Genomic DNA, 15935 nt, shown 5'->3' on the forward strand with positions numbered 1-15935 from the left:
GTCCGTCGATTCGACAGCACAAGCACGTATTGCTGTCGTATCGTTAAGCTTGGCTGTACGATAGGCGCATGTTGGACGTGCCCCGCCTCCGCCTGCTGCGCGCCGTCGTCGCCACCGGCTCCGTCCGGGCCGCCGCCGACACGCTCGGCTACACCCCGTCCGCCGTCAGCCAGCAGCTGGCCGCGCTGCAGCGCGAGACCGGGCTGCGGCTGTTCGACCGCGCCGGCCGCGGCATCGAGCCGACCGCCGCCGGGCGCACCCTGGCCACCGAGGCCGAGCCGCTGTTCGAGGCGCTCACCAGGCTCGACGGGCTGGTCGGCGACCTGCGGGCGGGCCGGGTCGGCAGCCTGTCGATCGGCTACTTCGCCTCCGCCGGCGCGGCCTGGCTGCCGCCCGTCGTCGCCGCGCTGCACGAGGAGTTCCCGGAGCTGCGGCTGGACCTGCGGATGACGGAGGTCAAGCTGCCCGACAGCCCCGAGCCCGACGTCGACATCTTCGTCGAGCGGCCCGACTGGGAGCCGCCGCTGGGCACCGACGTCCGCCACCTCGTCGACGACCCGTTCGTCGCGGTCGTGCGTGCCGACGACCCGCTGGCCGCGCGAGGCGAGGTGCCGCTCGCGGAGCTGGGCGCCCGGCGCTGGATCGACAACGACCTCAACGACGGCGCCTGCCGCCGGGTGCTGCTGCGGGCCTGCGCCGAGGCCGGGTTCTCGCCTGAGTTCGCCGTCGAGACGCACGACTACCACACGGCCATCCCGTTCGTCGCGACCGGCATCGGGCTCACCGTCGTCCCCAGGCTGGGCATCCGCGACCTCCCGGCCGGGGTCACGACGGTGCGCATCGTCGCGCCCACCCCCGTCCGGCGCATCCACGTCTCCGTCCGCAAGTCCGCCGCCCAGCACCCCGCCGCGCAACGCGCCGTCGACCTCCTCACCGAGGCGGTCGACGGCGCCGCTGCGCGTCGTCACTGATCGGGCAGTCCCGCGAAGAACGCCCGCAGGTCCTCGACCAGCACGTCCGGCCGCTCCAGCGACGCGTAGTGCCCGCCGTCGGGGAACTCGGTGTAGCGGACGATGTTGTCGTTGTCGCGGTCGGCGAACGCCCGGATCGTGCGGAAGTCGTCGGCGAAGACCGCGACCCCCGTCGGCGCGTGGTTGACCGCCGGCTCGGCGCCCGAGTGGGCCTCCTCGAAGTGGTACCGCCCGGCCGTCGCCGACGTGTTGGTGAACCAGTACAGCGACACCTCGGTGAGGATCTGGTCGCGGGTCACCAGGCTGGTCCCGTTGCCGAAGGAGTTGAACAGCTCGTTCCAGGCCAGCTGGCCGACGGGGGAGTCCGACACCCCGACCGCCACCGTCTGGGGCCGCGAGGCGTTGATCGCGTTGTAGCCGCCGACGGACTGGAACCACTCCAGGTGCTTCAGTCCGGCGTGGTCGGCGGGGGACAGGTTCGCGAACTCGGCCGGGTCGCCGGACGGGAACGAGAACAGTTGCAGCACGTGCAGGCCGAGGAACCCGGGCGGGTTCAGCAGGCCCAGCTCGCGCGACACCATGGCGCCGCCGTCGCTGCCGTGCGAGCCGTAACGCTCGTAGCCGAGCCGGCGCATCAGCGTGTCGTAGGTGCGGGCGACCCGGGCCATCGTCCAGCCGCGGTCCTCGACCGGCGTGCTGAAGCCGAAGCCCGGCATCGACGGGACGACGACGGAGAACGCGTCCTCGGCTCGGCCGCCGTGCGCGACCGGGTCGGTCAGCGGGCCGATCATGTCGAGGAAGTCCACGAACGAGCCGGGGTAGGAGTGCGCGAGCAGCAGCGGCGTCGCGTCCGCCTCGGCCGACGGCACGTAGATGAAGTGGATCGTCTGGCCGTCGATCTCGGTGAGGTAGTGCGGGAAGGCGTTCATCCGCGCCTCCTCGGCCCGCCAGTCGAACCCGTCGCGCCAGTGCTCGACCATCTCGCTCAGGTAGTGGTTCGGCGTGCCGTAGTCCCAGTCGTCGCCGGGGACGGGGCGGGGCAGCCGGGTGCGGACCAGACGGTCGTGGAGGTCGTCGAGGTCGGCCTGGCCGATCTCGACGCGGAACGGGCGGATCGGTGCGGTGGTGTTCGTCATGACAGTCACGCTACGGTCCTATTAGGCAAGGTATCTTCCTAGTATGACCGGGACTTCCGCACGGATGTTGGCGCTGCTCTCGCTGATGCAGTCGCGGCCCGCCTGGACCGGCGCCGAGCTGGCCGAACGCCTCGGCGTCAGCGCGCGGACCATCCGCTACGACGTCGACCGGCTGCGCGACCTGGGCTACCCGGTCGACGCCGCGCGCGGCCCGGCGGGGCACTACCGGCTCGGCGTGGGCGCCCGGCTGCCGCCGCTCCTGCTGGACGACGACGAGGCGGTCGCGGTCGCGATCGGGCTGCGGGCCGGCCGCGGCGTCGCCGGCATCGAGGACAGCAGCGCGCGGGCGCTGGCCAAGCTCGAGCAGGTGCTGCCGCACCGGCTGCGCCGTCAGGTCGCCGCCGTCAACGACGCGCTGTCGCAGGGCCCGGAGAACACCGGCAGCAACGTCGACGACCCCGTCGTCGACGCGTCCGTGCTGACGGCGCTCGCGGCGGCGATCCGCGACCACGAGCTCGTCCGGTTCGGCTACCGCGGCCGCTCCGACACCGCCCCGCCCCTCGCCGTCGAGCCGTACCGCCTGGTCAGCTGGCAGCGGCACTGGTACCTGGTCGGCCGCGACCCGGCCTCGGGCTGGCACCCCTACCGCGTCGACTGGATGTCGCTGCGCATGCGCACCGGCCTGCGGTTCGCGCCGGCCACCCTGCCGGGCGGCGACTACACCGCGTTCGTCCTGCGCGAGGTCGCGTCGGCCGGCTGGTCCGTGCACGCCCGCATCACCGTCTTCGCGCCGGCGGCCGAGGTGCTGGCCCGCATCAACCCGACCGTCGGCGTGGTGGAGTCGGTGGACGAGTCCACCTGCGTGCTGGTGACCGGCGCCGACTCCCTCGAGATCATCGCCGTCTACATCGGCATGCTCGGCCTCGACTTCCAGGTGACGTCGCCGCCCGAGTTGGTCGAGCACCTCCGGGTGCTGGGGGAGCGCTACCGCCGGGCGGTGCAGCCGTAGTCGTAGGCGCTCAACATTCTGGGGCCGCCGACGGTCATGACACCGTGAGGACGATGCATGACGACTTCGCCGAGTGGTACCGCGCCCTGTGGCCGCGGGTGTTGCGAGTCGTCACCATTGCCGTCGGTCACCACCCAGGTGGCAGCCCGGACACCACGCTGGACATCGCCGAGTCGGTCGCTCCAATCTCCGCCGACGACGAACGGCTGACCGCGAGCTGGCACGGCGACGGGGCGCCGGAGCGCTGATCTTGCTCTCCTGATCCTGATGCCGGTCCCATTGCGGTGGGATTCGGAAGTGAGCCGAGGACCCCGGGGGTATACCCGGACCTCGGCTTCGCGCTTACTAGGTGAGTCCGATGCGATGCTCGGTTCCGGGATTCCAGCCACACCTCGTCGACACCGGCCGCGGCCAGCTCGAACAGCAACGTCTCAGCGCACTGGCGGCGAGCCCGCTCCTGCCGGCGTGGGTTGACGGGCGCGCCGACGACCACGACCGGCAGCACAGCCAGGGCGGCAACGGCTTCGGCCGCCGTCTGCCGCTCGGCCGGGAGCCGGTCGCGCCAGTGGAGCGCCGGCCGGGGCGTGGTTCGAGCGCCCGGACGGCGACTGCGGCGTCCGGGCGCGTTCCGCGAGCGGTTCGTGACACCCCGTGAGAGGCTGTGGACGGCCCATCGAGCGACCGCAGGGGAGGACGGCAGTGCCCAGACGTGTGGTGCGGCTGCGTGACGAGGTGCTGTCCGCCGACGGCGAGACGCTGCGGGCGGGGGTGGCGGCCATTCAGGCCGAGCTCGACGTCGCGCCGGAGTTCCCGCCCGAGGTCGAGCAGGCGGCGCAGCGGGCCGCGAAAAGCCCCCGGCTCCCCGACCTCGACCGCACCGACCTGCCGTTCGTCACCATCGACCCGGCGACGGCGATGGACCTCGACCAGGCGCTGCACCTCGAGCGCAACGGCGACGGCTTCACCGTCCACTACGCCATCGCCGACGTCGGCGCGTTCGTCAGCCCCGGCGACCCGCTGGACGAAGAGGCGCACAAGCGCGGCGAGACGCTCTACGGCGCCGACTCCAAGGTGCCGCTGTACCCGAAGGCGCTGTCCGAGGACGCCGCGTCGCTGCTGGCCGACCAGGTGCGCCCGGCGCTGCTGTGGACCATCGAGCTGGACGGCGACGGCGGTACGGTCGCGGCCCGGGTCGAGCGGGCCCGGGTGCGCAGCCGGGCCAAGCTCTCGTACGAGGCCGTGCAGCACCAGCTCGACCAGGGCACCGCCGACCCGGTCTTCACGCTGCTGAAGGAGGTCGGCGAGCGCCGCCTGCAGAAGGAGGCCGAGCGGGGCGGCGTCTCCCTCCCGCTGCCCGAGCAGGAGGTGCGCGTCGATGGCGACCACTGGTCGCTGGCGTTCCGGCAGCAGCACCCGGTCGAGCAGTGGAACGCCCAGATCTCGCTGCTGACGGGCATGACGGCGGCCACGTTCATGGTGACGGCGAAGACGGGGCTGCTCCGCACCCTCGCCCCCGCCGACCCGCGCGACGTCAAGCGGCTGCGGCGCACGGCGCGGGCGCTGCGCATCGACTGGCCCGAGAACCAGAGCTATCCGGACTTCATCCGCTCGCTCGACCCCGCCACGTCCAGCCACGCCGCCATGCTGGTCGCGTGCACCCGGTTGCTGCGCGGCTCCGGCTACGTCGGGTTCGCCGGCGAGTTGCCCGAGCACACCGGCCACTCCGCCATCGCCGCCGACTACGCGCACGTGACGGCGCCGCTGCGGCGGCTGGTCGACCGGTACGCGGGCGAGATCTGCGTCGCCCTGAGCGCGGGCGACGCCGTGCCGGGTTGGGTCGTCGACCGCCTCGGCGAGCTGCCGAAGACCATGCAGGGCTCCACCCGCCGGGCCAACCAGTACGAGCGCGCCGTCCTCGACCTCGTCGAGGCGGCCGTCCTGCAGGGGTACGTCGGCGAGAGTTTCGACGGCGTCGTCGTCGAGGTCGACGACCGCGACCAGCGCAAGGGTGACGTCACGATCCGCGAGCCCGCGGTCGAGGCGCCGATCAGCGACGGCGGCGACCTGCCGCTCGGCACCGACGTCCGCGCCCGGCTGGCCGCCGCCGACCCACGGACCCGGACGATCCGCTTCGAACTGGCCTGACCGGGTACACGACCGGACACATCGTCGTCCGGAAGGGAACCCGACCATGCCCGTCGTCGGCTGGCACGCGTCGCACGAGCAGATCCCGCCGAGCCGGCTGCTGGCCGACGTCCGGCACGCGGAGCAGGCCGGGTTCCAAGCCGTGTGGTCGTCGGACCACTTCGCGCCGTGGGGCAGGCGGCAGGGGGAGTCCGGGTTCTCCTTCGCCTGGCTCGGCGCGGCGATGGCCACGACGACGCTGCCGTTCGGGGTGGTCTGCGCACCCGGCCAGCGATACCACCCGGCCGTCGCCGCACAGGCGATCGCCACCCTCGCGGAGATGTTCCCCGGCCGGTTCGCCGTGGCGCTCGGCAGCGGCGAGAACCTCAACGAGCACGTCACCGGCGATCCGTGGCCGGACAAGCCCATCCGCGACGCCCGCCTGCGCGAATGCGCCGACGTCATCCGGGCCCTGCTCGACGGCGACGAGGTCACCCACCGCGGTCTGGTGACGGTGGACCGCGCGCGGCTCTGGACCCGCCCCGCGACCCCGCCGCCGCTCTACGCGACCGCCGTCACGCCGCGGACCGCCGGCTGGGCCGCGGGGTGGGCCGACGGCCTCGTCACCGTCGGTCAGCCGGTGGCGATATTGCGGGAGGTGGTCGACGGTTTCACCCGCAACGGCGGGGCCGGCAAGCCGCTCGCCGTCCAGATCCACGTCTGCTGGGCGCCCGACGAAGCCGAAGCGCTGCGCGTCGCCCACGAGCAGTGGGCGACCAACCTGTTCTCGCCGCCGTTGTGCTGGGACCTGGCGACGACGGAGGAGTTCGAGGAGGCCGCGAAGCACGTCCGCCCCGACGACGTCCGGCACAGCGTCCTCGTCTCCGCCGACCTCGGCCGGCTCACCGACTACCTGCACACGCTCGGCGGACTCGGCTTCGGCGCCGTCTACGTGCACCACGTCGGGCAGGAGCAACGCGGGTTCATCGACGCCTTCGGCGAGCACGTCCTGCCGGCCATGACGGCGGTGCGCGCGTGAGCCGGCGCCGCCGCAGCGCCGGCGACCTCTGGTGGAAGAACGCCGTCATCTACTGCCTGGACGTGCAGACCTTCCTGGACACCGACGGCGACGGCTGCGGCGACCTCGCCGGCCTCACCGAGCGCGTCGACTACCTCGAGGGTCTCGGCGTGACCTGCCTGTGGCTGATGCCGTTCTACCCGTCGCCGGAGCGCGACGACGGCTACGACATCGTCGACTTCTACGCCGTCGACGAGCGGCTCGGCTCGCTCGGCACGTTCGTCGAGATGGTGCGGACGGCGCAGGACCGCGGCATCCGGGTCATCGTCGACCTCGTCGTCAACCACACCTCGCACAACCACCCGTGGTTCCGGTCGGCGCGGAAGGGACGCGACGCCCCGTTCCACGACTTCTACGTGTGGAGTGACGAGAAGCCCGACGACCAGCCGAAGGATGTCGTCTTCCCCGGCGAGGAGCGGTCGACGTGGGCGTGGGACGACCAAGCCGGCCAGTGGTTCTACCACCGCTTCTACTCCGAGCAGCCGGACCTCAACACCGCCGACCCGGCCGTCCGCGACGAGATCGCCCTCGTCGCGGGGTTCTGGCTGGCGCTCGGCCTGGCGGGCTTCCGCGTCGACGCGGTCCCGTTCCTCGTCGAGGAGCCCGATCGCGCCGCGGCCGCCACGCAGGAGCCGCACGAGTTGCTGCGCGACCTGCGCGCGTACCTGACCCGCCGCCGCGGCGACGCCGTCCTGCTGGGAGAAGTCAACCTGCCGCCGGACCAGGCGGTCACGTACTACGGCGAGACCGGGGACGAGCTCACGATGGAGTTCGCCTTCACCGTCAACCAGGCGATGTACCTGGCGTTGGTGCGCGAGGACGCCGCGCCGCTGGTCAAGGCGCTGCGGTCGCTGCCGGAGATCCCGCGCGAGTGCCAGTGGGTGAACTTCGTCCGCAGCCACGACGAGCTCACCCTGGACCAGCTGACCGAGGACGAGCGCGGCGAGGTCTTCGCCGCCCTCGGACCCGACCCCGGGATGCAGCTGTACGGCCGTGGCATCAGGCGGCGGCTGCCGAGCATGCTCGCTGACGACGAGTCCCGGGTCCGGATGGTCTACTCGCTGATGTTCTCGCTGCCCGGCACGCCGGCGCTGTTCTACGGCGAGGAGATCGGCATGGTCGAGAACCTCGACATCCCCGGCCGGCTGAGCGTGCGCACGCCGATGCAATGGTCGGGGGAGCGGCACGCCGGCTTCTCACCGGCGCCGGAGGGCGCGCGGCTGTGCCGCCCGCTGCCGGACGACCTCACCGCGACCGTCGAGGACCAGCGCCGCGACCCCGGCTCGCTGCTCAACTGGATGGAGCGGCTGATCCGCCGGCGCAAGGAGTGCCCTGAGCTCGGCTGGGGCCGGCTCGAGGTGGTCGAGTCCACCGCTCAGGTGCTGGCGCACCGCTGCGACTGGCAGGGCCGCACGCTCGTCGCGGTGCACAACCTCGGCGGCACGACGGCGTCCGTGCGGCTTCCGCGCGAGGACGGCTGGGAGCGGCTGGTCGACCTGCTGGGCACCGACGACCGGGAGCCAGGCGACGACCTCGAGCTGGCGCCGTACGGCCACCGCTGGTACCGCGCCGCCTGAGGCAGTCCGCGTCCACGTTGTGTCGCGTTGACCACGCCTGTCATGCGACAGCTGTTGGATGACATCGCACTGGGCCGCCACTAGCGTCCGAGCATCCCGTCCGCTGAGGAAGGATCGCTCATGCGCCGAACCCGGATCAGAACCGGCGCGGCACTCGCCGCCGCCGGCGTCTGTACCGCCGCCCTGCTCACCGCCGCGAACGGCGCGGCCGGCGCCGCACCCGCGCCGGCCCCCGCCCCCGCGCCCGCCGAGCCGACGTTCGTCGACGGGCTGGCGCAGCCGGTGTTCACCGGACCGTTCATCCAGCACGAGCTGTGGGTCGAGACGGAGTTCGACACCGACGGCGACGGCGAGCTGGACCGCATGCACGTCGACGTCACCCGGCCGGCCGAGACCGACGGGGCCGGCCTCGAGGTGCCGGTCGTGTACGAGTCCAGCCCGTACTACTCGGGCACGGCGAGCACGAACACCAAGTTCTTCTGGAACGTCAACGTCGAGCTGGGCGCCCAGCCGCCGCTGCGCACGTCACCGGACGCCCTTCCGGACGCGGCCCGCGCGCCGGGCGGCACCAGCCCGCGCATCTCGTCCAGCCTGATCAACACCTGGGTGCCGCGCGGCTTCGCCGTCGTCCACTCCGAGTCGCCGGGCAGCGGCCTGTCCGACGGCTGCCCGACGGTCGGCGGGCCGAACGAGTCCCTGGCGCCGAAGGCGGTCGTCGACTGGCTCAACGGACGGGCCCGCGGCTTCACCAGCGCCGACGGTGACGAGGAGGTGACGGCGTACTGGTCGACCGGCCGGGTCGGCATGACCGGCACCTCGTACAACGGGACGCTGCCGCTGGCCGCCGCGACCACCGGCGTCGAGGGCCTCGAGGTGATCATCCCGGTCGCGCCGAACACGTCGTACTACCACTACTACCGGTCGAACGGGCTGGTGCGGAGCCCGGGCGGCTGGCTCGGCGAGGACGTCGACTACCTCTTCGACTACATCAACAGCGGCGACCTGGAGAAGCGGCAGTACTGCCGCGACACCGTCCGCAGCGTCATGCAGGCCGAGCACGACCGCGCCACCGGCGACTACAACGACTTCTGGGCCGGCCGCGACTACCTGAACCAGCTCGACGACGTGCGCGCGGCGGTGCTGATGGCGCACGCGTTCAACGACTGGAACGTCGTGCCCGAGCACAGCGTCCGCATCTCCGAGGCGCTGGAGGCGAAGGGCGTCACCGTCCACGAGTACTTCCACCAGGGCGGACACGGCGGCAACCCGCCGCTGGACATGATGAACCGCTGGTTCTCGCAGTACCTCTACGGCCAGGACAACGCCATCGAGGACGACACGAACACCGCGTTCATCGTCCGCAACGAGCTCGGCGGCAGCACCGTGACCCCGTACGCCGACTACCCGAACCCGGCGGCCTCCACCGCGACGCTGAACCTGCAGGCCGGCGGCGCGACGGCGGGCGGGTTCACCTCGCTGGCGCTGGCCGACGACGCCACCGAGACGCTGGTCGACGCCGGGACGAACGCCTGCAACGCGGGCGCGCTGGCCACGGCTCCGTCGAACAACCGGCTGCTCTACGTGACGCCGACGCTGACGGAGAACGTCCACCTGTCCGGCACGACGGAGGTGACGGTGCGCATGGCGGCCTCGAAGGCGCGGGCCAACCTGACCGTCGCGCTGGTGAAGCTGCCGTGGACCGGCGACTCCGCCTGCGCGTCGAGCACCCAGCGCTCCACCACGAGCGTCATCACCCGCGGCTGGGCCGACCCGCTGAACCGCGACTCGCTCACCGAGGAGACTCCGCTCACGCCCGGGCAGTTCGTCGACGTGACCGTGCCGCTGCAGCCGGACGACCAGGTGATCCCGGCCGGCTCGCAGATCGGGCTGATGATCTGGTCGACCGATTCGGAGTTCACGCTGCGCCCGCAGCCGGGCACCGAGCTGACCGTCGACCTCGCCGGCACGACGGTCGAGCTGCCGGTCGTCGGCGGCCCGCTGGCGCTGCCGATCTGCGGTGACCAGGACACCCGCGCGACCGTCGTCATCGACGGCGTCGACACCGGCGTCGCGAACCACGCGCTCGCCGGCACCTGCACCGTCAACGACCACGTCCTCGACGACCAGGACTGGCCGAACCACGGCGCGTTCGTCCGGCACACGACCGAGCTGGCCGACCAGCTGGTCGCGGCCGGCCTGATCAGCGGCCGGGAGCGGGGCGCGCTGGTCCGCGCGGCCGCCCAGGCCGACGTCTGACGCAACGGACGGCGGGCCGCCCCGGGTCTCGGGGCGGCCCGCCTCTGTGCGTCCGTGCGTCACCGGTTGACGGTGATCTCCGGGCTGGTGATCTGCTGGTTCACGCTCTCCAGGTACACGACCTGCGTGCTCAGCTTCTTCGCCGACGACGGGAACGTCACCGGCAGCTCGAGGACGCGACCCAGCTCGTCCGCCGTCGCCTCGCCCACCAGCACGTCCTGGCCGCGCTCGATGTTGCGGACGTAGACGTTCACCGTCTCGCCCGGGTCGTAGCCCCAGGCCGAGACGTTGACCGTCCCCTTGAAGTCGACGGTCGTCGTGTCGGTGGCGACCTGCTCGCCGACGGTGTTCTCCGGCGTGCGGATCTCCTGGACGGTGCGCTCGCCGGCGTCGTTCTTGCGGATGGTGACGCCGTCGTGGTGCTCGCCGTTGGCGTAGCGCGCCTCGTAAGTGATGCTGTCGGCGGTGACGTCGATCATCTGGTAGAGCTGCATGTCCTGGCCGACGGACATCTGGTCGGCGCCGTTGTCGACCCAGTTGCTGTCGACGGCGTCGTACATCTTGCCGCCCGACACGGAGGTGGCGTAGACGGTGCTGTCATGGACGGTCACCGACCGGCGCGAGGCGGTGGTGCTGCCGCGGCCGTAGGTGTGGTCGTGGCCCTGCAGGACGAGGTCCACGCCGTACTGCTCGAACAGCGGGCCCCACTGGTTGCGGACGACCGGGTTGTTGCGGCCGGACGCGACCGAGTAGACCGGGTGGTGGAACGTCACGACGGTCCACTTGTTCGGGTTGCCGGCCAGCTGCTGCTCCAGCCACGCGGTCTGCGCGGCCATGATCGGCGCCTGGCTCTGGACGTTGGTGTTCAGGCCGATGAAGCGGACGCCCTGGTAGTCCACCGAGTAGACGGTGTTGCGCATGGCGGCGTTGGTGGCGTCGTCACCGAAGTCCGGGCCGTTCGCCGGGTACGGGAACGTCGGCTGCCAGAACGTCGACAGCCGGCCGCCGCTGTACTCGTGGTTGCCGGTGACCGAGATGTTGTTGATCTGGCTGTTGATGAAGCCGTCGGCGGCGTGCCACTGGCCCCACTCGAGCTCGCTGTTGGCCGTGTTCACGAGGTCGCCGGCGTTGACGATGACCTTCGCCTCCGGGCGGTCGGCGAAGGCCTGCCGGAACACCCGCGGGCCGGCGGAGTCGATGTAGTTCTGCATGTCCCCGTAGTAGATGAACGAGAACGGCTCGAACCCGTCGGCGGCCGTGGTGAAGTCGATCCACTCGCTCCAGTTGACGCCGTCGCCGACCCGGTAGGTGTAGCGGGTCTCCGGCTCCAGGTCGGTGAACTCCACCTCGTGGTAGACCGAGGCGTAGCCCAGGCTGGTGTTGACCGGGTTGGTCGAACCGGCCATGACGGTGCGCACGGCGCCGTCCGCGGGCTTCACGTCGCCGAGGGCGATCGGCGCCTTCAGGATCTGCGCCTGCGCGTACTCGCCGCCCGTTTCCGAGCGCCAGGTCACCTTCTGCGAGGTGGCCGGGGTCGCCGTCGGGACCAGGATGACCCGGTCCGGCAGCGCCGACGGCTCGTACACCTCGGCGTCGGGCACCTTGACCGGGGGCTCGCTGTCCGCACCGACTGCGGCCGGAACGGCGATCAGGCCGCCACCCAGCAGCGCGGCGCCGACGGCGGCGCCTGCCGCACGGCGCGAGCCGAACGGCCCGCGCTTCCTCACGTCACTCACGTTGAGTCTCCTCCCAGGACACTCTCGGGACCGCCGGCAGGGTCGCGCGACGGTCTCCCCGATTCATCCCAGGTCAGTCGGAAAGGGTGAGAACGGACAGGTCACGGCTGGTTGACCCGGTGATGAACAACTGAAAACGGCTCTCTTGTTGCGACCGGGTCGCACCCGGTGACGGCAGATGGCCACGGCCGCGCGGCCCGGCGGGCACCCGTCCGTCACGTGGCGTTCATCCGGGGATGCCTACGCTTCGGCCGTGCCCGCCCGCCGCCCGCTCGCCGTGCTCGTCCTGCTCGCCCTGGCCGCCTGCGGCGGTCCGGCCCACAAGGACGACACCTTCGTCGACGCCGGTGTCACGGGCCTGTTGGACATCGAGCTGACCGAGTGCTTCTCCGACCCCGAGTACTCGCAGCTCGCCGGCGAGGACGTCGTGCTCTACCTGCCGTGCGACGAGGGCGCCGACAACCAGTCGTTCATGTTCGTCCAGGCCCCCGACGGACCCTGGGACCGCGCCGCCGTCGCCGAACTGGGCTGGGACGAGTGCGGCCGCGGGTTCGAGCAGCAGTGGACCAGCCAGGACGAGTCCGGCCTCGACTACTACCCGATCCTCCCCACCCCCGAGACCTGGGCCGACGGCGACCGCGCGGTGATGTGCGCGGTTTACGACCCGGACGGCCAGCTCGAGGACTCGGTCCTGCCCCGCGCCGACAGCGTCAGTGAGGGCGGTGCTCAATAGGCTGCGCATCGATCTCCCCGGGCCCGGTGGGGGTTCAAGTCCCCCCTCGGACACACTCCGGATGATCCTCCGCGCATGGTCCGGCTGCCCGTGACAGGTGCGGCTCCTCCCGGGCCGCTGCTCAGTGGGTGACCGGAGCGCGGTGCCTTCGTCGTGAGCTCGCTGGCGGCGTTCGGGCGGCAGCACCGACAGCTGGTCGGGCGCGATGCCTGAGCACAACGCCACTCCGCCCAGAATTGGCCTGCGTGGCGCGCGCTCGCCGACGTGCGCACTGCTGTCAACTGCTAACCGATGTGTAGGAGCGAATCCGGTCAAGCCTGCTCACCGACCACGTTGCGCAACGTCCAGATCGGACGCTAGGCTGTCCATTGTGGACACGAGTGTGTCCGATGAGGCCGAGGAGCCGTGTATGACGACTTACGCGTTCTGGAACAACAAGGGTGGCACCGGCAAGACCAGCCTGTGCTTCCAGGCCATCTGCTTCTATGCCGACAGTCACCCCAGCGAGCGCGTGCTCGCGATCGACGTGTGCCCACAGGCGAACCTGTCCGAGTTGTTCCTTGGCGGCCTCGCGAACGAGGGCAGCACCCGCCTACTCGCCCGCCAGGGCGAGACCGTCCGGGCCACCATCGGCGGCTACTTTCAGCTGCGCCTGCCCGCCCCCTACTCGCCGCCATCGGTCAACGCGCAGGACTTCATCACGGCGCCCTCAGCGTTCAACCCTGACATCCCCACGAACGTCGATCTGATCTGCGGCGATCCGCTGCTCGAGTTGCAGTCCAACGCGATCTCGACCCTGGCGAACAACCAGATCCCCGGCACCAACGCGTGGGTAGCGGTCGTGGATTGGCTACGCGATCTTCTCGCCGACATCCGGGACGACTACGACACGATCTTCATTGACTGCAACCCGAGCTTCTCGATCTACACCCAGATTGCATTGTCTGCGGTCGACCGTCTGGTGCTGCCCGTCATGGCGGACGACTCCTCCCGCCGCGCGATCCAGAACGCCTTCTCACTCGTTTACGGCCTGAAGCTGCCGTCGGACATCTATCAGTCTTATGCATTCGCAACGCGGCTCATGGAGGAGAAGCGGGAGCTGCCCAAGGTCCATCTGATCGCGAAGAACCGGATCACGCAGTACATGGGTTCTGCGTCGGCCTATGCCGCCGTGCTCCGCTCGATCGACGATGATGTCACCAAGCTGATCGGCAGCAACCCGGACATCTTCACGTTCAGCGATGTCGCGCAAGGTGTCGTGAACGTCCGAGACTTCCAGACGACGGGCGTCGTAGCCTTTGCCCAAGGCACACCGCTCTACGCGCTCAGGTCAGGCAAACGCACCGTGCTCGGGCATCGCGTGACCGTCCACGAGGACTACCGCCTGAACATGGTGGACGCGATGAGCAGCCTCACGTCGAAGCTCTGACGTCAATCTGCCGCGAAGGACGCAGTGCGCCGCGCCGAGAGCCACAGCTGCTCGCCAAGTGAGCAGTTCGGCTCTGCTAAGGATGGGCCGGCCAACCGAGTGTGTCAGCGATGGGAATGGGCGGCGCCCTCGGGCACCCGATACAGCGGCTTACAGCCGGGCCGCCGCTGCCCTCCCGTGGGGTGCGTCCCGGGTTGGTAGACGTCGAGATCGCCGGGGCCGCGACATTCGTGATGCCGATGAAGTGCGCTCGGCTGTCTCGCGGTGCGGCGCACGTCGCGGCGGCGACACACACGCTGCGCAATGGGTGAGGGATCCGGGCGGTCCTGGCTACCCGGATCCCTCATCCATCGCACCCCGGAACGTTCGACGGCCCAGCCCAGGAAGCTCCTCACGCCGGCCAGCACAGACCGTGTTCGTCGGCACGGTGCCGCGCACCGCGTCCGCGCAGGTCGTTGTCGGCACGATGTCGGCTCGATGGGTACCGCATGCGACCTTCGCAGCGGCACCACCGACGTCGGCTGACACGAGGTCCGCCACCCTGCCTCGTCCAAGGGACACTACTCCAGAGCGTCGCCCAGATGCCGTGACGACCGCCGAACCGCACTTCGGCGAGAACAGCGGTGGCCTGATGGATGAAGGAGTGGCACGACGCCGCGCATTTGAACGGGCTTGTCGGTGGTGCCTCCTAGAGTGGCTCGCATGACCGACGAGACGTTGACGCCGCAGCCGTTCGCTCCGCGGGCCACCGCCGCTGAGCTCGACGATCTGCGCGCCCGGCTGCGGGCCACGCGCTGGCCCGACGCCCCCGAGGACGCCGGCTGGTCGCTCGGCACCGACGTCGGTTACCTGCGCGAGCTGGTCGCGTACTGGGCCGACGAGTTCGACTGGCCGGCGCAGGAGGCGGCGCTGGCCGAGCTGCCGCGGTTCCGGGTGTCCGTCGGCGGGCTGGGCATCCACTACGTGCACGCCCGCGCCGTCGCGCCGTCCGGGCCGGTGCTGCCGCTGGTGCTCACGCACGGCTGGCCCGACTCCTTCTGGCGTTACACGAAGGTCGTCTCGCTGCTCACCGATCCCGCCGCCCACGGCGCCGACCCCGCCGACGCGTTCGACGTCGTGGTGCCCGACGTGCCGGGGTTCGGCTACTCCGACCGCCCGGCCGTCCCGCTCGACTCCATCGCCGTCGCCGGACTGTGGGCGCGGCTGATGAGCGCGGCCGGCTACGAACGCTTCGGCGCGGCGGGCGGCGATATCGGCAGCCACGTCACCCGCTACCTCGCGCTCGACCACCCCGATCGTGTCGTCGCGGTGCATCGCACCGACGCTGGCCTGCCGGTGTTCACCGGCGACCCGGCCGACCTCACGCCGTCCGAGCGCGACTGGATGCGCGGCGCCGCCGCCTGGGGCGCCTCGGAGGGCGCCTACGCGGTCGTGCAGCGTACGAAGCCGCAGACGGCGGCCGCCGGGCTCATGGACTCGCCGGCCGGCCTCGCCGCCTGGATCGTCGAGAAGCTGCGTGCCTGGAGCGACTGCGACGGCGACATCGAGCGGCGGTTCACGAAGGACGAGATCCTCACCAACCTCACCATCTACTGGCTCACCGGCACCATCGGCTCGTCGATGCGCATGTACGCCGCCAACGCCGCCATCGCGCCGGCGCAACTGACCCGCCGCATCGAGGTCCCGTCCGGCTTCTCCATCTTCCAGGGCGACGTCGTCCGGCCGCCGCGGGCCTGGCTCGACCGCACCGCCAACGTCGTCCGGGCCACCGAGCCGCCCCGCGGCGGTCACTTCGCGCCGTTCGAGGAGCCGGAGCTGTACGCCCAGGAGCTCCGCGAGTTCTTCCGCCCGTACCGGGAGGTGGTGGGTTCTGGAGGGTGAGCGAC

Annotated in this window: 12 protein-coding genes; 10 read left to right on the forward strand and 2 right to left on the reverse strand. The window is 71.2% G+C overall.

Annotation, left to right across the window (positions count from 1 at the left end):
- Positions 1–68 precede the first annotated feature (68 nt).
- Entirely contained in the window at positions 69–971 is a 903-nt protein-coding gene (locus tag BLU82_RS11800; RefSeq protein ID WP_092620088.1) for a LysR family transcriptional regulator, read from the forward strand.
- Here BLU82_RS11800 and BLU82_RS11805 read toward each other — a convergent pair.
- Positions 965–2107: an epoxide hydrolase family protein gene (locus BLU82_RS11805; protein WP_092620091.1), complete on the reverse strand. Its 1143-nt coding sequence runs from the start codon at positions 2105–2107 to the stop codon at positions 965–967. The genes BLU82_RS11800 and BLU82_RS11805 overlap by 7 nt on opposite strands.
- A 43-nt stretch (positions 2108–2150) precedes the next feature.
- Between BLU82_RS11805 and BLU82_RS11810 the strand changes: the two genes are divergently transcribed.
- The 6 genes from BLU82_RS11810 to BLU82_RS11835 all read left to right on the forward strand — a co-directional run bounded on the left by BLU82_RS11810 (position 2151) and on the right by BLU82_RS11835 (position 10151).
- Positions 2151–3116 (forward strand): YafY family protein, encoded by a 966-nt coding sequence (locus BLU82_RS11810; protein WP_092620094.1) that lies wholly within the window; start codon positions 2151–2153, stop codon positions 3114–3116.
- A 53-nt stretch (positions 3117–3169) separates the two neighbouring features.
- Positions 3170–3364: a hypothetical protein gene (locus BLU82_RS11815; RefSeq protein WP_092620097.1), complete on the forward strand. Its 195-nt coding sequence runs from the start codon at positions 3170–3172 to the stop codon at positions 3362–3364.
- A gap of 451 nt (positions 3365–3815) precedes the next feature.
- Positions 3816–5261: an RNB domain-containing ribonuclease gene (locus tag BLU82_RS11820; protein WP_197682891.1), complete on the forward strand. Its 1446-nt coding sequence runs from the start codon at positions 3816–3818 to the stop codon at positions 5259–5261.
- 46 nt (positions 5262–5307) lie between these two features.
- Positions 5308–6279, forward strand: coding sequence for a TIGR03885 family FMN-dependent LLM class oxidoreductase (locus BLU82_RS11825; RefSeq protein ID WP_092620102.1), 972 nt, complete (start codon positions 5308–5310; stop codon positions 6277–6279).
- Complete coding sequence (locus BLU82_RS11830; RefSeq protein ID WP_092620105.1) at positions 6276–7895, forward strand: alpha-amylase family protein; 1620 nt, start codon at positions 6276–6278, stop codon at positions 7893–7895. The genes BLU82_RS11825 and BLU82_RS11830 overlap by 4 nt, the downstream gene beginning before the upstream one ends.
- 120 nt (positions 7896–8015) lie before the next feature.
- Positions 8016–10151: a Xaa-Pro dipeptidyl-peptidase gene (locus tag BLU82_RS11835; RefSeq protein ID WP_092620108.1), complete on the forward strand. Its 2136-nt coding sequence runs from the start codon at positions 8016–8018 to the stop codon at positions 10149–10151.
- Positions 10152–10210: 59 nt separating this feature from the next.
- Here the strand turns inward: BLU82_RS11835 and BLU82_RS11840 are convergent, their stop codons facing one another.
- The gene (locus BLU82_RS11840; RefSeq protein WP_092620111.1) at positions 10211–11887 is read right to left on the reverse strand and encodes a metallophosphoesterase family protein; all 1677 of its coding nucleotides are present in this window, start codon (positions 11885–11887) and stop codon (positions 10211–10213) included.
- A 253-nt stretch (positions 11888–12140) separates the two neighbouring features.
- On the opposite strand from BLU82_RS11840, the gene BLU82_RS11845 reads away from it, so the two are divergent.
- From BLU82_RS11845 to BLU82_RS11855, 3 genes are all read left to right on the forward strand, one after another.
- A complete protein-coding gene (locus BLU82_RS11845; RefSeq protein WP_092620114.1) occupies positions 12141–12620 on the forward strand; it encodes a hypothetical protein in 480 nt (159 codons plus the stop codon).
- A 409-nt stretch (positions 12621–13029) separates the two neighbouring features.
- A complete protein-coding gene (locus BLU82_RS11850) occupies positions 13030–14049 on the forward strand; it encodes a ParA family protein (RefSeq protein WP_092625722.1) in 1020 nt (339 codons plus the stop codon).
- A gap of 702 nt (positions 14050–14751) precedes the next feature.
- Positions 14752–15930, forward strand: a complete 1179-nt coding sequence (locus BLU82_RS11855) for an epoxide hydrolase family protein (protein WP_092620117.1) — start codon at positions 14752–14754, stop codon at positions 15928–15930.
- Positions 15931–15935: the final 5 nt, after the last annotated feature.

Origin of the sequence: Jiangella sp. DSM 45060, assembly GCF_900105175.1 — a bacterium.
In the GTDB taxonomy this organism is placed as follows: domain Bacteria; phylum Actinomycetota; class Actinomycetes; order Jiangellales; family Jiangellaceae; genus Jiangella.